Below are 18,772 nucleotides of genomic sequence, written 5' to 3' on the forward strand. Positions count from 1 at the left end.
CTGGCACGAAGTAATTAAGAGAACTAGACAGGTCAATAAAGCCCTCGTCTATAGAATAAGGGTAAATATCGTTAGGACTACCATAGTTCTGAAAAATGCCTTGGATTTCCATATTAACTGAGATATATTCGTCCATTCTGGGAGGAACGATGAAAGTTACTTTTGCCCAATCTTCAATGAATCGCACGTATTCTGGATCTGTTCTCAGTCCTTGTCTCTTGGCATTGTAGTACGAGAACTTTCTTGTTTGAACATCAAAAGGGAGGTCGTATGCTCTTCCTACGTTTGATTTCCCAAACACTTTCTTAAATATCGGTGAAGAAGCTAGGATAAGACCTGCAGAGTTATCAGCTCTACTCATAACACATAAAGAAGTCTTTAAAGGATGTAGTCCTCTCTCAACACATTCGACGCTAGCATAAAAAGACTTCATATCGATAAAAGCGATATCGCTTCTTGGCTCTCTTGAATAATCAAAATATCCCATGTGCTACCTCTTTTGTTAGTTTATAAGCTAACAAAAAGTATAGACTATTTTGATGAGGTTTTCAAGTGATACGATATTACCAATAGATTTAACAGTTGCTTTCGTAGAGCTTGAACTAGATGATGATGGTTAGCTTTCTGCTATGTAGGATTCTTTACTTAATAACGGAATAGATTTCTCTTCTACTCAAAAGCAAAAGGATAAATTCCCCCTACACTATAATAGTGAAAATTTATCCCTTTTGGTAACCTCTTTTATTATTTTTTTGATAAAGAAAACGCATATTTTATTTAACTGGTGCTGAAATCTTTATAATAATATTTTTTTAGTTCTTTCTAGAATAATGATATTAAGATTTTTCATATATCTTATATATTCGTCTTCTGTGCTAGCAATCAAAATATCTTCTTTATCTAAAAAAACAACCTGATTGTTCTCTAAATCTGATTTAATTAAATCTATAATTTTATTTTGCTCATATATAAATCCTTCTAACTTGAAAAACTCGACAAAGTTCTCAAATCCATTTTTACAATTATCATCATCAAAAAATAGTTCAAACCATTCATGGTAATTCTCTATAGCATAATCTATTTTTGAATTATTATTTCCCACAAACCATTCTTTTATAGCATATAGTGTTAAATCAAAACGGTCATAATATCCTTTATATCCACCTCTAGCCTGATTAACGGTTACTAAATTTCCACCTCTAGGGAAAAGAATGTATCCACCTATTCTTCCTGAAAATTCCAAATGTTCTTCAATAATTTTTTGGTCGTTTAATCCTGCCTTTTGTGCCCAATAAATAGAAGCTCCTATATAATCACTTGATAATAAATACTTATCCTTATCAATAAATAAAGTATAAAAATCTTCATTTCCAAAGTTTTGGCATTTATTACATACAGTTCTTATTTTAAGTTTTTCTTTTGAATCATCATCAAAAAACATCTCACATAAATCATCGTACAACGCCTTACTACATTTATCAGGATCCTTTATATTTTCTAATGAAAAATCTTTGAGAAGATGAGGGTTTAAATCAAATAGATAATTTTTAGAATTCATATTTATTATTCTCCATTAAATCTTTTAGGCAATTTAAAGTCAAATTTTCCTCCAAGCACACCCGCACTTACTCCCGCAACTACTAAAAGTGCTGTACTAAGGAAATATACCTCAAAATCCTCATTTTAAAGGGCTTTTTTTCACATTTTCCCACTATTTCTAACGGGGACTTTCTATTAAGTATTCTGTTTCTATTATACTTAAATGTTCTCACCCTTTAAAGTAGTCTTTTAATTATTATTCAAGAAAATTACTAGAGTTGTGAAGTGTTGCGCGTGGTATATGATTCAATACAAAAAGGATAGCATCACTATATGCTATCCTAAGCTAGTCCTATGATTATTGTACAGTTCTCAAGGTTGCTGCTACTGTTCTGATAGAACTTTGTGTGTAGTCGTCATGTCTTTCTTCATCTGTGATTACACGAGGTTTTGGAAAGTTCTCGTTAGACTTTTTATGTTCTTTAGCTTGTTTTGCTTGTTCCAGCCGTTGGTGTTGAGCTTCTGGTCCCCAGTCTTTTTCTGCAACAATCTCAGAGACCATAAAGGCACTATATCGATATGCCTCTGGGACAATCGTCTGGATTTGTTCTTTCGTGAAGCGGTCTCCCTCACTATAATCAACGACATCCCAAATTAGTCCGCCATCGCCATCTTCTCGTGCCGCAAGGAAATGTTCACATCCAATAGGATTTGATAGGTTGATCATAAAGAGTTCTTCAGACCATTCTCCAGTCATTACAGCGTCAATAAATGTTTTATATTCATCGTCCGAGGCAAAATTTAGATGCCCGTCCTTTTCAGCTTTTTGAGCTTTACATAGTACCTCAAAACGTTCCTGGTATAGAGAGAAATTGTACTGCTTCAAAAAACTTGCTTGTTCCGTTGTTAAAATATTTTTCTTCATCGTGATTACCTCTTATTCTAAGTTAAATGTCAGTGTTACTTTAGTCAATGGGATGTGTTTAATCCCCCAAAAGCCAGATTTCAGTAACACTTTGAACATACCAGCTACATTTCCTTCTGTATCTTGTCTAAACTTTTCATCTCTGATTTCCGTAAGACCTTTAAATTCATGAGAAATACTACTAGCAATAGATGAACGCATCGACTCTTTGATATTGTCTACGGTGTCAAATCGTCCTCTGATATTTGCATTGTGTCTATCATCAAAAATGATTTTATTGATCTGACCTTTGCTGAAGTTTCTTAAGGCAATAGCTACAACATAAGGAAGTGCGATTCCCAATGTAACTAGTGGGTGTGTCAGAATATCAAAGACAATACCTTTTAGAGTGGTGATAAGTACGATATAAGCCAATGCACCTATCAATTTAAAGTAATTAACCGACATCGTAAATTTATTTTTTCGATTAGCTAATAACAAACCAATACATACATAAACTACCAGTAATACCAGGGCGACAATATGAATCGTCTTTGTTGAAACGTTGAGAATATTGTTTGCTAATAACAGAACTGAAGTGGCTGTTATAAATATGATTTCAAGAAAATAAATACTTTCAGCAAACCATTTCATCAGTAACATGAACATTAATTTATTATTTTTCAAAAAAACACCTTCTTTCTACTTATATGATCTTGATTTCATAAGTCCATAATTATATAAATTATCAGTCCTCATATAAGCAACAACTTCCTTCCTAGTTCGTTTTAAAGTACTTCCTAATTATAGAAAAACAAATATCTATTTGTAACCTAGTGACATACTATAACTAGTTTTTAAAATGCTTTCTTCCCAATAACTTAATCAATAAATTTGTAGTACTGGTCATCTACTAGTAGGTGTAGTAAGAGCCTCTTCGATGCTCCATCCCCTATGTCGTCTATTTGAGTAGAGGTGGCGACTAATCCCGTATTTATGACACATCTCAGAAATTGATTTATAAGAGTTTCCCAGATGGTCTGTTGCTCTCTTTTGTCTCTTTTCGATAGGGGTGGTAAGGGCCTCTTCAACACTCCATCCTTTACGTCGTCTATTTGAGTAGTTATGACGACTAATCCCATATTCATGACACATCTCAGAAATTGATTTATAAGAGTTTCCCAGATGGTCCGTTGCTTTCTTTTGTCTCTTTTCAATAGGAGTGTTCAGAGCCTCTTCAACACTCCATCCCTTACGTCGTCTAGTTAAGTAAGTCGAACAATTTAACCCATATTCATGACACATCTCGGAAATTGTTTCATAAGAGTTTCCCAGGTGGTCCTTAGCTTTCTCTCGTCCCTCTCCGATAGGTATAGTAAGAGCCTCTTCGATACTCCAGTGCTTACGTCGTCTAGTTGAGTAGGTCTGACGACTAATCCCATATTTATGGCACATCTCGGAGACTGTAGCATAGGAATTTCCTAAGTGGTCAGTTGTTATCTTTTGTTTTGCTTTGAAAGGAAGAGTGAGGGCTTCTTCAATACTTAGACCCATTTTCACTCTTCTATAAAACGTGGGTTTATGTATTCCGTAGAAGTCACACATCTCTTTTTGATTCTTAAATTTGTTTCCGAGATGGTCAACACAAGATTTCTGTTGTGGTTTAGTTTCAGTTTCAAGTGCCTCTCTTACTGACATTCCTGACGAAAGCCTTTTTAATAAGGTAGTTCTCTTAATCCCCCAATGCTCTGCCATCTCACGTATGGTAGGAAAAGTATGTCCTAGATGGTCTGTCCTTCTTTCGAGTTCGTCGCCCTCGGTTTTTCTTTTTTGATTACCTAAATGGTCAGTTCTCCGAGCAATACTGTCATTTATTTTCATCTCAAAATCCTTTCTTCTCTTAAGCTATTATATTGTATATTAGTATACCAATTACATTTATTTTCTGTAACCTAGTGACACCCCCCCAAAAAAAAACACAACTCTTGTGAGCTGTGTTTTTAGGGAATTATGAATTTAGAATAGGGAAAAGGAATTTTAAGAAGTTGGTGCTATCTTAGTACTCTTTACTACGTTTAGAGAAACCAAGCATGCCAAGTGCAGTAGTCAAAAGAACTGCACCTGCTGTAGCAATAGCCGAAGTTGATTTTTCACCAGTGTTAGGAAGAACTTTAATAGCTTGTTGTTGGACAGGCACTTCTTCTACTGGAGTTACTGGGGTAGAAGTAGGTCCGCCAGACTCTCCTACTGGTGCTGCTGGTGGTGTATCGAATGAAACAAGATTTGATTTATAGGCATTACCAAAATCAATCTGATAGAAATCATTTTCTACAGTAGTACCTGCAGGGACTTGCAATGTAGCAGGGAGATTAACTGTTACATTATTATTTTTTAGAATGTAGTCTTGGTAATAATCAACTGGATTTTTGGCTACCCAGAGATAGAATTCACCAGTTGGGTTAAGACCAGATTCATTTAGGATCTTGTTGATGGCATCAGTACGTCCTTCATCTGACAGTACGTGATACATATCAAAGAGGTCTTTGACATCTTTGTTCTGGCTATCGACTATAGTAATAGCATCTTCATCTACAGTGAAAGCACCATCTTGGACATCATCGAGGAGTGCAAATTTAAGTGCTTGTTTAGATGCAGCCATATCTTTGTATGGACTATAGTCAGTCGTCAAATGGAAGGTTACTTTATCATCGTCAGTAGTCTTACCGTCGATGTCATTTCCTTTTGAATCTGTAACAGACTTATGTGGTTTTGGAGCTGTTGGTGTCTTGTTAGTGACAGTGTTAGAGAAGGTTTCATACCCATTGCGACCAGATTTATAAGTATTATCATAGAAGCCGTTGTCATCTGAGGCTACGAACTTGATTGTAGGTGCTTCAAGAGCTTTACCATCGTATTTGGCAGTAAATGTGTAGGTCTTAGAAGCCTCATCATAATCAACGTTCCAACCTTTAGCCTCATTTTCAGTTTTGTTGGCTTCGATGTTTGGAACTTCTCCAAATTCAAGTGGATCACGAGTTGTCACGGTGTCGCCAACTTTTGCATTGGCAAAAATGTTTTCATTATTCAAAACATAGGTATGTTCATCATTCTTAGGAATCATTTTACCATTAACATTTTCACCGTCGCTATTGAGAACTGTTTTAGTAACAGTTGGTTGGTAGTCCATCTTGTAATCATGATAGCTTACAGATGGGATTTCTGGTTTAACAGGCTCATTAACCTTTTTAACTGTAGCTGATGGCACTGTGTTTGGATTAGTGAAATCGAGACTTAACTGACCATGAGTATTGATAATCCAGTTATCATCAATGTTAAGAATTGGGATAATACCAGTAGTCTCGCCTGGTTTCAAGACATAGGACTTGTTAAGTGCAATACTACGGTTGATATCTTCCGCAAAGCTTGAGTTACCATCGTGGTTTATTGAGTAAATTTCTTCGCCATCAGTATAAACGTGGTAGTTAAGATTTTGGTTAACACCAGTATTAGGACGGTTACTTGTGTAGGCATAGTTCCACAAATCGAGACTATTTAGTGTTACAGTGGTAGAACCATCTCCGTTTGCTGCAGATGTGAAATTGACCTTACCATTAAGGGTACCTGTACCCAAAACACCCAAGCTATCATTAGCTGAGTCATTCATATCGTGCGTGAATGAGAATGTTCCGTCTGGATTTACACTACCATTTTGAACAGAGTTCCCGTAAGTCAACTGGTCAACATTTTGTGTAGTCACGCGACCATCAACACTAACGTTAGCATTATCCTTCATGGCAGCATAATCTTTGTTAAATTTGTCGATGGTTTCTTTGTTTGACGCAATCTGCTTATTAACCTGCTCAGTATAGGTGTTGTAATCACCTACATTCTTACCATCTCCACTTGAGATTTCAGTAGCTTCAGCTTTAATAAGTCCATTACTATCTTTAACTGCTTTGTCTACTTGAGTTTCAAGGGTGTCATGAGCTTTGTCAGCTGCATCATAGGCTGATTGGCGTCCAGATGCGTCCTGAGTAGCTTGTTTGATTGTAGCTACTTGTTCATTTTGGTCGGCCTTGATTTCAGCTTGCTTTGTTGCGAGTTCTTGACTTGTAGTTGGTGTCCCTTTATCTTGCGTAGCATCTTGTGTCACTTTTACCCCACTATCTTTAGCGGTAGCAACTGCATCTGTGACAGCTGTGTTGTCGATAGTTACCTTTTCAGCTTCCGTAGATGTATTAGCTTTTTCAGCGTAAGCATTATTATCATTAGTGCTTACTGGTTGTGTAGTGGCCACTTCTGCTACTGTTTCTGTAGGTTGTGAATCAGTAGTGTTTGTTGCAGTCGCTGTGGTTGTTGGAGTAGAGACATCTGATGTTGCAACAGCTGTAGCTTGTGACATAAGACTGTCTGCGTTTGCTTGTGAGGTAGCAACTGGTTCTGAATTTACAGGAGCTTCAGTTACTTCATCTGCGGATGCTTGAGAAGTTCCCCCAACGATTGCTGCAGCACCAAGTGCAAGTACACCTACTGCTCCATAGACTTTATTTTTACGAATAGAGCCATGTCCTTTCGTGTTATTTGAGTCTTTAAACATTTAAAATAATCACCTTTCTTAATTTGAATACCATTTCTCTTGTTTTACAGCCGTACGCTGAAGACCAAGTGCTGCCAAAATCAAGAATCCAAAGGTAACAAGTTTTGTTCCAGCTTCCCCAGTTTCAGGAAGAGTTACCATTTCTCCCGCCTCGGTCTTAACAGAGACAGTTCCATCCTCATTCACTGCTCCTCCTGCCTGTGAAGCAGGGACTGAGGCTACAGAACCATCGAAGTTTTGTACGACAAGATCACTATTGTTTGTTGAGACAACTTTATAACCAGTATTTGTAACGACTGGTTGACTAGGAGTCACATTAAGTACAACTTGTTTTGTTGAAGGAGAAACGTCCCCTGGCTTAGGTGCTTCTTGAACATTTGTGTCGTTAACTTTAGGAGTTTCTTCAGATTTAGGTGACTCAACCACTTTGTTTGAAGTAGTTGCTGAAGTTGAAGCTACTTCTGTACGACTATCTGATTTATGTTCAGTAGGCGTAGAAACTCCAGTTCCAATAGTCCCGTCAAGAATGTGAGGTGTACTTGTAGCTGTTTCAGACAGTTCTGGAGAAGTTGATGATTTCTCAGAAGATGTTTTTCCTTCGCTACTTGGCAAACTCACACCTGTTCCAGATGTTCCATCAGACACCTTTGGTGTTTCTGAACTTGTTGAAGAAGATTCAGCTGAAGTTGATGAGCCACTAGGTGTTTCAGAACTTGAAGCGTTATTCCCTTCAGTTGGTGCTGGAGTTGGTGTGGCCACAGTTGACCCTTTATCATTAACAGTATTTGTTGAACTTTCACTGCTACTGCTAGTGTTATTTTCACTATTGTGGTTAGTATTAGCAGTATCCGTAACGTTAGGCTTAGTAGGAGTTTCAGTTACTGTGTGCTCTGAAGGAGTAGGAGTTTCTGATGCAGTTGAAGTTGTATCAGAAGTAGAGTTTCCTTCACTTCCTTCAGAGGTAGCTGTAGACGTTTCAGCAGTTGTACTTGCATTTTCAGAAGTCGTAGGTGTAGCCTCAGAAGTTTCTGATGTCTTTCCTTCGTCTTGACTTGGCGTAGTAACACTTGGTGTTGTAGGTGTAGCTACACCTGTACCAGTAGAACCGTCAGTTACTTTAGGTGTCTCAGTTGTTACACCTTCATTTTTAGGAGTGTCAACTTTAGGTGCTTCAGCAGTTGGGACATCTGTGGTATTGGTACCGGGTGTCGCTGGTGTTGATGAAGCGGGAGGAAGAAGTGTATCGGAGTGTCCAGTCGCAACAGTAGCATTATCTGTTGGTCCAGTTGGTGCGGCAGTTTCGTCTGCTGATACCCCATTATTAACCAAACCTGTTGCTACAAGGGCTGTTAAAAAAGCTCCAGATTTTAGGATCATTGAACGTTTGTTTTTATCCATGAATAAGCAATTTCCTTTCTTAAAAAATTACAATTAGATGATAGCAAAAGTCATCCCTTACTCAAACCCAGTGACACCCTATGAATACACAAAAAAAGAGCATACTGCTCTTTTGTAATCTATTAATGGAATTCATTGTCGTCTAAATAATTAAGTTCGACTGCCTTTTTGTACGTATTCTATTCTTCTCCCTACACCGCGTCCTTCATTACCGTAAATGTCAATCCAAGTCCCCCAAAAATACACAGAACTAAAAGTGGAGGAATCTTTGTGATAATGTAGAAAACTCCTGAAAACATAAAATCAAAGGATAAGCTAAATGATGAATAATTTAAAAATAAGAAAGATAAGATAAGTAACTGAGCAAAGGTAAACCAAGCAAAGTAAAGAAAGAAAACTATACATCTACTAGAAGTTCTCATGTTATATTCTCCAATCTATATATCATAAAGGGAAGCTCTTGAAAAGCATATTAATTAAAAGCTCGTCTACGCATTAAGATCCCAATTTCTTGCCAAGATACCTCCATATCATCAGAGGGAGTGTCTCCTAATAGGAAAACGGACTTATTATGGAATAGAGCATCAAATCCAATGTCTTCATAAAAGAGTTCTTCGTCATCATATTGAAAGCCAGAATCAATATCGAATTCATTATTAAATATAGCACGGCAAATAAAGTACGCACCTAGACCATAGTAAGTAATAGGTTCATTGGAACCTTTAGGTATGGTTTCAAATCGATAGTACTTCTCTACTTCAATGGAGTTTTGAGCATTGACCTCAACAGGCTTAAGATAACAGTACCCACGACTAGCGAGAGCTTCATCTAATTGCTGACGTAGAGGGCTTTTTTTATGAGCGATGAGACCAGGGATGGCATCCGAATTACTATCGATAAAGTCACACGCATTCAGAAGAATTAAGCCTTCTTGAAAAAAGTTGGGACTGGTCTGTCTGTCTAGCCACTCACCTAAAAATCGGTTAATACGAGGTGTATTCATAATTTTCTCCTTTCATAGATTTTTAATCGTCTTTTCTTAAACTAAAATTAGTGTAGCATAGTGGAAATTACAAGAGCAAGCGCAGAGAGCCCTAAATTTTTAAAAGTCATATAAAATGAACTATTTTTTAGACGTTGCTTTATCAACTTCAAGGTTTACTTGATAAATTCCTTTTTCTTCGTTGAAGGAAAGATAAGCGTAAGCATCGAATGGGCCATATTTACCTTCGATGTTTTTGATAAGGTTTGTTCGTCCTTTATCAGATAAAAGGTCACTGATTTGTTTCTTGGTGAGTGTTTTTTTCTTGTCTTTAATAAAACCTACAGTTATCCAGAAGTTAAAGCTACAAACAGGTGTTGCACCTACTTCTCTTTCTTCTTTTGATAAGATATTATCTTCACACTGAGCCACTTTTGATTTTCCTAGGACTTTGACGGCCTTTCCACATAAAGGACAGTTACCAAGTTTACCATCAGCTTTTGCTACTGCTTGCTCGATAAAGTCTTGGAAAGGAGTGTAATCAGTTCTATCTACAGCATTAATCAGATTTTCGATGAGGTTGTTGTGAGGATTCTCAATACCTAGATACCTATAGATATTTTTCAGGAATTTCTCTTGTGTATTGGTCCCTTCAGCTATTTTACTGAGTGATTGCTCCCATATTGCTGTTGTTTCTGGTTGAGATAAGACACGTTCATCTTTAAGTGTCTCACAGATCAACCAACCAAGTTCAGATAAATAGATTTTTCCTTGCTTGACTATCACCCATTTATTAACGACGATTTCATCCAGTATTGCTCCCCTAGTTGCTGCAGTACCTAAACCTTTGATTTGTTTCATGATAGCTATAAGCTCTTCATCATCTAGGTCCCGGCCAGCAGTTCTCATTGCTCGAAGCCAGGTACTATTCGTGTGGCGAGGCGGTTTTTTAACATGCCTTTCCGCTGGCACTAGGTGCGAAGTGACAGTATCGTTAGTTTGAACTTTAATAAGCTCCCTCGCCTCACTTTCTTCTATCACTCCATCAAGCAGGCTCGCACTATCTTGGAATAAAACTTGCCAACCAGGGTTTTTAGGGACTTGTCCTACCGTTTTAAACTTACCAGCTCCTACCTGAGTAATGATTGTCGTCTGTTCATACTGGTATTTCGGGAAAAACATGGTTAGTGTTCTTCTAATAACTGCTTTGTAGACAATCTTCAGTACATCAGGAAGGGCTTCTACTTCTTCTTCAGTGGGAATGACTGTAGTTGGAACTACTGCTGAGTGGTTTGCAGCTTTCTTGTCATTTACAAAAAAGCCATCTGGACGCTCTGGAAATACTAAATCCTCTTCACTGAATCCAACCAATCGAGCTAATGCTGGTGCTTGTTGCTTCAATGTCTCATAACGTTCCCTAGAAATATAAAAAGACAAAGATCTTGGGTACGTGATTAGTTTCCTCACCTCATATAATTCTTGGCATGGGCCTTCTAGAACTTCTTTTGCTGTCAGTCCTAAGATTCTTCCTAACTCTTCTTGTATCGAGTCAAGACAATAAAGCCTTGGTGGTCGTTTTTCTTTCAGTTCAACTTCATGTTCAACGATAACACCTTTGTTACTATCTCCAATAATTTTTGGATTCTGAATAAGCTTTTCCCAATCTTCTTTGGTAGGACAGTCTCCTTCCCAAGGTTCACCCTTCTTGTTACCTTTAGAGTACGGAATATCAATAGGAATATAATTACCCTTGTAGATGCCATTAGGATGTTCAAAGGTTGCTTCTAATTCCCAATAAGTTGTTGGGACGAAATCTCGGATGGCTAATTCTCTTAAATAGATCAAAAATAGAGCTACGGTTTTGATTCTACCAACTGCAATCTTACCGTCCTTGCCTGACCTATCCAATTTCAATCCTATCTTATCTTCTAATAGGAGACTTAAAGCACGGGAAGCATTCATTCCAAGAAGCCAGTCAGCAATAGCTCGTGTTTGGGCTTCAATAGCTTGCAAGATTCGATAGTCTATTTCACGTAGTTTTTTCACTCCCTCTTGAATCTTTGTTGGTGTTAATTCATCAACCCAAAGGGACTTGATCATTTTCTTTGGACCTTCCTGGTCTAAAATACCAGTCATAAGGCTAATACTATAGGCAATATGACTACCTTCACGGTCTATATCGGTAGCCCAAACAATCATCCTAGATTTCTCAAAGAAATCCTTAACCTTCTTGAACTGCCATTCTTTCTGTGTCATAACCTTATATTCAAATTTTTCAGGAATAATAGGTAAGGTGTCCAAACGCCACTCTTTCCATTCGGCTTTATAGTCTTCTGGTTCTTTCAACTCTAGCATATGACCTTGAGCCCAGATAATCGTGATCAACTCTCCATTGTGGTAAGCAGCATTTTTAAATTGAATATAACCTTGTTTTTTATATTTTTCATCTAGTTGAGTTGCAGAAAGTGTATTATCTGCAGCAAGGGCCATATAGTAGGCTATCCCTTGGTCTCTTTTTTCTGCTAAGTATGTAATCATAAGCGAATTCTATCATAAAGAAATTCCCCTTTATAACCCGGTGACATGGGGTGATTTAGTGAAAAGATACCAAAAAAAGCCAAAGCTAAGCTTCAGCTTTTATAGTCTCAAATCATCAGTCAATACGACATTGATAGGTTCTTCAGCATCTTTACGATATCTCTTCAAACATACTAGTGAAACAACTACCGAAAGGAATATCAATAAGACACCACAGACAACCATTGCAAAGACCTGTTCAGGACGAGTGCCATAGTTCTCAGTATAGTTCAATAGTGATGCACTACTTTCCATTTTTTGGATAACATTGGGAACAAAGTTCCAGGAAACAATTGTAAAGACTGCTAAAAAGAGCAACATTCCAAACGCCCAACTTAGAACGTAACGTTGCTGACGAGTCATAAAGTCACGCTGCTTGTATTCTTCAACACATAGTCCCTTATATTGTCCATCCTTAGTAAAGAAACGTGGTTCTTCTCCGTTTTTAATACGTTGAATATCACTTAGAATTTCAGCACTTAGGTGTCTAGCCGGTAACTCTTGAGCTAGTTTGCTTTGTTCTTCGATATCTAACCCAGAAACCTCATCAGTATATTTTAAAAGAAATTCCTTAGTCTGTCCGTCATATAATCTAACCAATTTTCTTAAAAGACGCTTTGTTTCTTTTTCCATATATCCTCATCTCCAATCATTCTTTAATCAAATTCTCTTACTATCACTAATTCTTTAATCCTTATGTTATGGCACTATTATATCAAGGATTAAGCAGATATGCACTTACACAAGGACAAAAATTCCTATTAGAGTTAAATATATAAAGAAAAGCTCCATCTCATGATGAAGCTAAACAAGATATGTATGACACATTGAGTACTTCTAGTCATGTCCATGTTCAGCATGGTCAGCTTCAGCTACTCCATGAACTGATGTCACTTCTATTTGAGTTGTTCCCATAACGTAATTCCCACAGAAATATAGTTTCGCTCCGTCTGGGTTAGCCACCTCAAGGACAAACTGACGAACATTATCTGCTTTGGCTTTAAATACTTGTGTTTTAGCATCAGAGTACTTATAACCTAGCATGAATTTCGCTACAAGCTCATACTGCATCTTAGTGCTAGTAATCGTTAAGTGATTTTGATAATCTGGCTTAACATCGGTTACGTTCTGAACAGTCTCAACATAAGAGCACATCTCTTTCAGTGCATTCTTTACAGTTTGCGTATCAGCATCATCTGCAGGTATTTGTGTTTCTAAGGTCGCAAGTGCCTCTTTACGCCATCGCTCATACTTATCTTCCTTTGGAATATCTTCCGAGGAGGAATCTTCAATCACCTGTTCGGTGCTAGGGGGTGTTACTTTTTTCTTCGGTTCATTCTTCTTCATTAACGCAGAGACCAAAAACATGACTCCTAGTGCAAGGAAAATGACCACTAAAATAATAATGTATTTATAATCTTTTTTCATGGACTTAGTATAGCACCTTTCCATGTATTAAAAAAGAGACTTAGGGGGTGTCACATCCCCCATGTTCTATCTAGTCACTTGACAGTTGGTTAATAGAGTTAATACCCACTAAAATACAGTAGAATTATATGGTATAATGACACCGAGTCTATTTAGAAAGAATTAGTAGTAATGAACACTAGAGAACAGAAAAAGCAAGCCATGGCTTTTATTAAGCGTTGGGAAAACCGTGGTAATGAAAGACAAGATAGCCAGTCTTTTTGGCTAGACCTACTACAATCTGTTTATGGGATTGAAAACCCGACAGAATATATTACGTTTGAAGATAAAGTGATGTTGGATCACACCAGTTTTATTGACGGTTTTATCGATAAAACAAAGGTTTTGATTGAACAAAAAGGGTCAAACAAAGACCTCAATAAAGCTATTAGACAGTCTGATGGTACATATCTTACGCCTTTCCAACAAGCAAAACGTTATTCAGCAAACACCCCCTACTCTAGACGTCCTAGATGGATTATTACTTGTAATTTCAAAGAGTTCTATATCTATGACATGGAACAGCCTAATGGCGAACCTAAAGTTGTTCAATTAGCAGACCTTGATAAAGAAGCCTATCGACTAGAATTTCTCGTAGATAAGACCAACGAACACCTAGAACGTGAAATGAAAGTCTCAATGGAGGCTGGGGAAATCGTAGGTGAAATCTATGATGGATTGCTAAAACAATATGTCAATCCAGACAATCCAGATAGTCTACATGCGATTAACCAACTTGTCGTACGCCTTGTATTTTGTTTGTATGCAGAGGATGCTGGTATCTTTGGACATAAAATGATGTTCCATGACTACCTAGCTCGTTTTGGAAGTCGTGACTTTCGTCGTGGGTTAATGGACCTTTTCTCTGTCCTTGACACGCCAATCGACACGCGCGATCCCTATCTTGATAGCGAACTAAACGCCTTCCCATATGTAAACGGTGGGATGTTTGCAGAGAATAATCTAGAAATACCTAATTTCACCGATGAACTCCGTGAGCTTATTCTTGAACACGCTTCTTCTGGCTTTGACTGGTCAGAAATTAGTCCGACAATCTTTGGTGCGGTATTTGAATCAACTCTTAACCCAGAAACACGTCGAAGCGGTGGAATGCACTATACTTCGATTGAAAACATCCATAAAGTTATTGATCCTTTATTCTTGGACGAGCTAAAAGAAGAGTTAAACGAAATACGTCAATTTAAGCAGCCTAAAACAGTTGAACAAAAGGCAAAACAGTTCCAATCCAAACTAGCGAGTCTACTTTTCTTCGACCCCGCTTGTGGTTCAGGGAATTTCTTAACTGAAACATACGTATCTCTCCGACGCTTAGAGAATGAAGCTATTAAGCTATATATGGGTGATACCGTTGCTTTGGATCTCGGTCAAGATTTAGTCAAAGTAAAGCTGAAGCAATTCTATGGTATTGAGATTAATGACTTTGCAGTTTCTGTAGCTAAAACAGCTCTCTGGATTGCAGAAAGTCAAATGCTGGAAGAGACTAAAGATATTGTATATGCAAATATCGACTTCCTTCCACTTAAGTCGTATACTAATATCGTTGAAGGAAATGCTTTAGAGATAGATTGGGAAAGTGTTGTTCCAAAAGAAAAGCTAAACTATATCATTGGAAATCCACCATTTGTTGGTCACCAATGGCAAACAAAAAAGCAAAAAGAAGGAATGGCTTCTGCATTTTATGATTTAACAAAACATGGGAAACTTGATTTTGTAACAGCTTGGTTTGCTAAGGCAACCGATTTAATGCAAAATACAAAAATTCAAACAACATTTGTATCCACTAACTCAATTGTCCAAGGGGAAGTGGTTCGAATACTTTGGGAACATCTCTTTAGTAAGAACGTAGAAATTCAATATGCCTATCAATCATTTATTTGGAATAATGAAGCAAAAGATAAAGCAGCTGTACACTGTGTTATAATTAGTTTTACAACATTCAAAACAGAAAGTATGAAGCAACTTTTTAATGGAAACAGCAGAGAATTGTGTGACCATATCAATGCTTATCTTGTAAAGGGAGATACTTACTTCATTGAGTCACGAGGGAAGAATTTAACTATAGGAATGCCCAACATGAGTAAAGGGAGCCAACCAACCGATGGTGGAAATCTTATTCTCTCACCTCAAGATAGAAAAACAATTCTAAAAAATGAACCTGAATTACTTCCCTATATAAAAAAATACATTGGAGGGAATGAATTGATCAATAATAAGGATCGATATTGTTTTTGGCTTCAAAATGTTCCACCTCAAATCATTAGAAACTCTAATATTTTGAAGCAGAGATTAGAAGCCGTCAAAGCAATGAGAAAAAAAAGTCCTACTAAGTCCGTTCGAGAACAGGCCATGATTCCTCATTTGTTCACACAAATTAGACAGCCTAACACAGATTACCTTGCTATTCCAGAGGTTTCTTCAGAAAAACGTCGATATATTCCTATTGGATTTTTAACAAGTGATATCATTGCGAGTAATAAAATTTATATCATTCCTAATGGCGATTTATTTTTATTCGGAACTCTTATTTCAAATGTACACATGGCTTGGATGCGTACTGTAGCAGGAAGATTAAAATCTGATTATCAATACTCGCCATCAGTATATCACAACTTCCCGTGGCCTAAACTTTCTGATAAACAAAGAGCTAAGATTGAAAAGACTGCAAATAATATTTTAGAAGCTAGAAAACTATATCCGACGAGTTCACTTGCTGACTTGTATGATGAGCTAGCTATGCCTATCGAACTTCGACGAGCTCACCAAGCTAACGATAAAGCAGTTATGGAAGCCTATGGATTAACCAAAATAGTAGATGGCAAAAAAACTTGGCTAACCGAGAGTGAGACAGTCGCAAGACTATTTGAGTTGTATGAGCAACTTACAAACAGCAAACAATAGAACAAGAGACATCTCGTTATAAAACAAAAAAGACTAAGCAGTCTTTTTTTGTTTTTTGAATTAGGGCTTACTAGTCTTGATTAGGTATACCAAGACTAGCACCAGGATAATTGAATCCATGTGGCTCCTCCTTTCGTAAAGAAAAGAAATCGCGCACCCAATTAAAATCCAAATATATAAATATTACATCATATTATCATACTATTTTAAAAAATTTTCCCTAATTTATTGCATTAATTGATAGGAACGTGTATAATTTGAAATAATAAGGAGATATTTTTGAATTATTGGGGACAATTATTCGAAATCCAAAGGATTGTTGCAGCAATCCTTTTTTTATTTCTCTTTTCTTTTATATTACATATTGTACACCCTTTTAGAAAAAAATCAATATATTGTGGTATATTTTCATCTCAGACCCCTATATATAGTGTTTTCAGTCATAGATAAATAAGAACTTATTTTGAATAATCCTCTCTCTCGTAGATAAAAAAGACCATCCTTATAAAATAGGTTGGTCTTTTTGTTTCTTCTTATCTCCTTGCCTCTCTATACAAAATAGCAGCAAATGATTCTGTGACAATTTGTGGGAAATTTTTGTAAAATTCAAGGTGTCCCAGGACAGCAAGGTCATAGGTTGTATTCTCATCAATAGCATCTTGAGCCATGCCTCTAAAAATACTGGTCTTTCTAATCCACTCCACTCCTCTCTTGGTCTTCACAATTAATATATATCGTTTCCCCTTCTTGGTTTCTCGCTCTTCAACTGACAACCTTACCTTACCATAAAAAAGGAACATATTGTTTTCATCCGATTTATCAAACCAACCATTCATAGATTTTCTTGGGATTGCTCTTCGGTTAGACTGGTGGGCTCTTGCTCCTATATTGATTACTACTGGATTCTCTTTTTCATCATTAAATGCGTCTTTATTATCCCTTATTGCCCCGGGCAACAATTTATTTAACATTGCTTCAAGTCTATCATGTACTTGTTCAGGTGTTAATGTTGCTACAAATTGCTTAACTGCCCTATTTGAAGCTAGGTCATAATTATACGAACAACCTTCTTTATGGTTTGAGGTTGGAAAGGTTGATAAAAAAGCTCTTCTTTCTGATGTTTTATGTGTAAAACGTAATCTTGCTCTCCTACATTCTGGACATAACATTTTATCACGATATTTTGAAATATCCCCTTTATTCTGTTCATATTCTTTTTGAACTTCAAATATACTATGAACTTGCTGATCGTCAACATATAAAAAATATTCATAACTATTATTAGGCATATAGAAGGCCCTCCTTATTGAAAACAAATATGTGCTTTTTCAAATTCTATTATAACTTTTCTCATGGGATTTCACAAAGAGACCTAGATTTAGTTAAATTTTTTCTCGTGACTGAAATTTAAAAATCAAGCAGACAAAAAGGAGCCATCTTTTGACTCCTTTTTTGTATTTACATAATTATGTTTATGTATTATCTTGCCTTATTTTCACTAACAGTTAGGTCAATTAGTGGTAGATAGCTTGGAGAAAACCTACCATTGATTCCAAATAGATGGAAGTTGAAATGAAGATGATATAGCGTATCTTTCGTTTCAAACGTATGTTTGATATCCCCTTGAGACTTGCCTGGAGCAGTTCCCTCTCTATAATAACGAGGAGCAATTACTTTCTCACATTCCATATTAGTGATCTCAACAATCGTCCTATACTCCGGCTTAATCGCATTCTTATTGAGCATTGTCATTTGAGCATTAGTGTCATAGCCTGTCAATTCAATATCATTAATAAGTGAATGTTCATTATCTGAGTTAGTTTCAGTAGATTTCTTCAAACCAAGATAATCCACATCGATAACATTCTTGAATAGATAACGTTTAAATAAGCTAGAACTTAGTTTTGTTCCCACATAATAAAGGGCAAGACTAACTAACATTAGCTCAAAAATCAATGTCATGCTTGCATCCGTAACCCGAATTGGTTTCATCAAAAGAACACATAAACCAATCATTTCCATTATGCTAACAAGGGAGGTAAATACCCACCAGTCACTACCACTCTTATATTTAAAAACAGCCCTTAACGTAAAGAGACCGAGGTAAACTCCTTGAAAAATATAAAGGTAGATCGTTGCTTGCTTTATCGGCATCGTATTAATAAAAACATTAATGAAAATCGTTCCCATAATTATAGCGAACCATAAGAAAGCTTTTCGCAAACACCAGTCTAGGCCTTGTACAGCCAATAATGACATGCTTTTCGGATTAATTTTTGATTGTTTACTCATTTATACTCTTTTTCTCCTTTTTGATTTATTCTTTAGATGGTGCTCCACCTTTTTGTGTCTTAGGATCAATCACCATACCAACTTGTGGTTGGGTATC

14 protein-coding genes are annotated in these 18,772 nt (G+C 36.7%); 1 reads left to right on the top strand and 13 read right to left on the bottom strand.

Features of this window, described 5'->3' with window-relative positions; all coding sequences use genetic code 11:
- The 11 genes from O3670_RS10075 to O3670_RS10125 all read right to left on the bottom strand — a co-directional run.
- On the bottom strand, positions 1-487 hold a 487-nt coding region (locus O3670_RS10075; protein WP_524539405.1), incomplete at its 3' end, for a Y-family DNA polymerase.
- 309 nt (positions 488-796) lie between these two features.
- Positions 797-1,558, bottom strand: a complete 762-nt coding sequence (locus tag O3670_RS10080; protein ID WP_070839309.1) for a DUF6994 family protein — start codon at positions 1,556-1,558, stop codon at positions 797-799.
- A gap of 339 nt (positions 1,559-1,897) precedes the next feature.
- The gene (locus tag O3670_RS10085; RefSeq protein WP_070839312.1) at positions 1,898-2,464 is read right to left on the bottom strand and encodes a hypothetical protein; all 567 of its coding nucleotides are present in this window, start codon (positions 2,462-2,464) and stop codon (positions 1,898-1,900) included.
- Positions 2,465-2,476: 12 nt separating this feature from the next.
- Positions 2,477-3,130, bottom strand: coding sequence for a hypothetical protein (locus O3670_RS10090; protein ID WP_371596088.1), 654 nt, complete (start codon positions 3,128-3,130; stop codon positions 2,477-2,479).
- Between the two features lie 219 nt (positions 3,131-3,349).
- Positions 3,350-3,997, bottom strand: a complete 648-nt coding sequence (locus O3670_RS10095; protein WP_371596089.1) for a hypothetical protein — start codon at positions 3,995-3,997, stop codon at positions 3,350-3,352.
- 502 nt (positions 3,998-4,499) lie between these two features.
- Positions 4,500-7,040: an SspB-related isopeptide-forming adhesin gene (locus O3670_RS10100; protein WP_371596090.1), complete on the bottom strand. Its 2,541-nt coding sequence runs from the start codon at positions 7,038-7,040 to the stop codon at positions 4,500-4,502.
- A gap of 18 nt (positions 7,041-7,058) precedes the next feature.
- Entirely contained in the window at positions 7,059-8,438 is a 1,380-nt protein-coding gene (locus O3670_RS10105; RefSeq protein WP_371596091.1) for a hypothetical protein, read from the bottom strand.
- 472 nt (positions 8,439-8,910) lie between these two features.
- A complete protein-coding gene (locus O3670_RS10110) occupies positions 8,911-9,441 on the bottom strand; it encodes a hypothetical protein (RefSeq protein WP_371596092.1) in 531 nt (176 codons plus the stop codon).
- A 120-nt stretch (positions 9,442-9,561) separates the two neighbouring features.
- Positions 9,562-11,958: a DNA topoisomerase gene (locus O3670_RS10115; RefSeq protein ID WP_371596093.1), complete on the bottom strand. Its 2,397-nt coding sequence runs from the start codon at positions 11,956-11,958 to the stop codon at positions 9,562-9,564.
- Positions 11,959-12,057: 99 nt separating this feature from the next.
- A complete protein-coding gene (locus tag O3670_RS10120; protein WP_371596094.1) occupies positions 12,058-12,630 on the bottom strand; it encodes a hypothetical protein in 573 nt (190 codons plus the stop codon).
- 204 nt (positions 12,631-12,834) lie between these two features.
- Positions 12,835-13,425 carry a hypothetical protein gene (locus O3670_RS10125; protein WP_371596095.1) on the bottom strand — a complete coding sequence of 197 codons (591 nt, stop codon included), beginning with the start codon at positions 13,423-13,425 and terminating at the stop codon, positions 12,835-12,837.
- Positions 13,426-13,596: 171 nt separating this feature from the next.
- On the opposite strand from O3670_RS10125, the gene O3670_RS10130 reads away from it, so the two are divergent.
- Positions 13,597-16,383 carry a DNA methyltransferase gene (locus tag O3670_RS10130; protein ID WP_371596096.1) on the top strand — a complete coding sequence of 929 codons (2,787 nt, stop codon included), beginning with the start codon at positions 13,597-13,599 and terminating at the stop codon, positions 16,381-16,383.
- A gap of 533 nt (positions 16,384-16,916) precedes the next feature.
- On the opposite strand, the gene O3670_RS10135 is transcribed toward O3670_RS10130, so the two are convergent.
- Positions 16,917-17,672, bottom strand: a complete 756-nt coding sequence (locus O3670_RS10135; RefSeq protein WP_371596097.1) for a hypothetical protein — start codon at positions 17,670-17,672, stop codon at positions 16,917-16,919.
- Between the two features lie 190 nt (positions 17,673-17,862).
- On the bottom strand, positions 17,863-18,675 hold the full coding sequence (locus O3670_RS10140) for a hypothetical protein (RefSeq protein ID WP_371596098.1): 813 nt from the start codon (positions 18,673-18,675) through the stop codon (positions 17,863-17,865).
- Between the last annotated feature and the right edge of the window lie 97 nt (positions 18,676-18,772).

The sequence above is a fragment of the Streptococcus sp. 27098_8_74 genome (assembly GCF_041431705.1).
GTDB classification, from domain to species: Bacteria; Bacillota; Bacilli; order Lactobacillales; family Streptococcaceae; genus Streptococcus; species Streptococcus salivarius_E.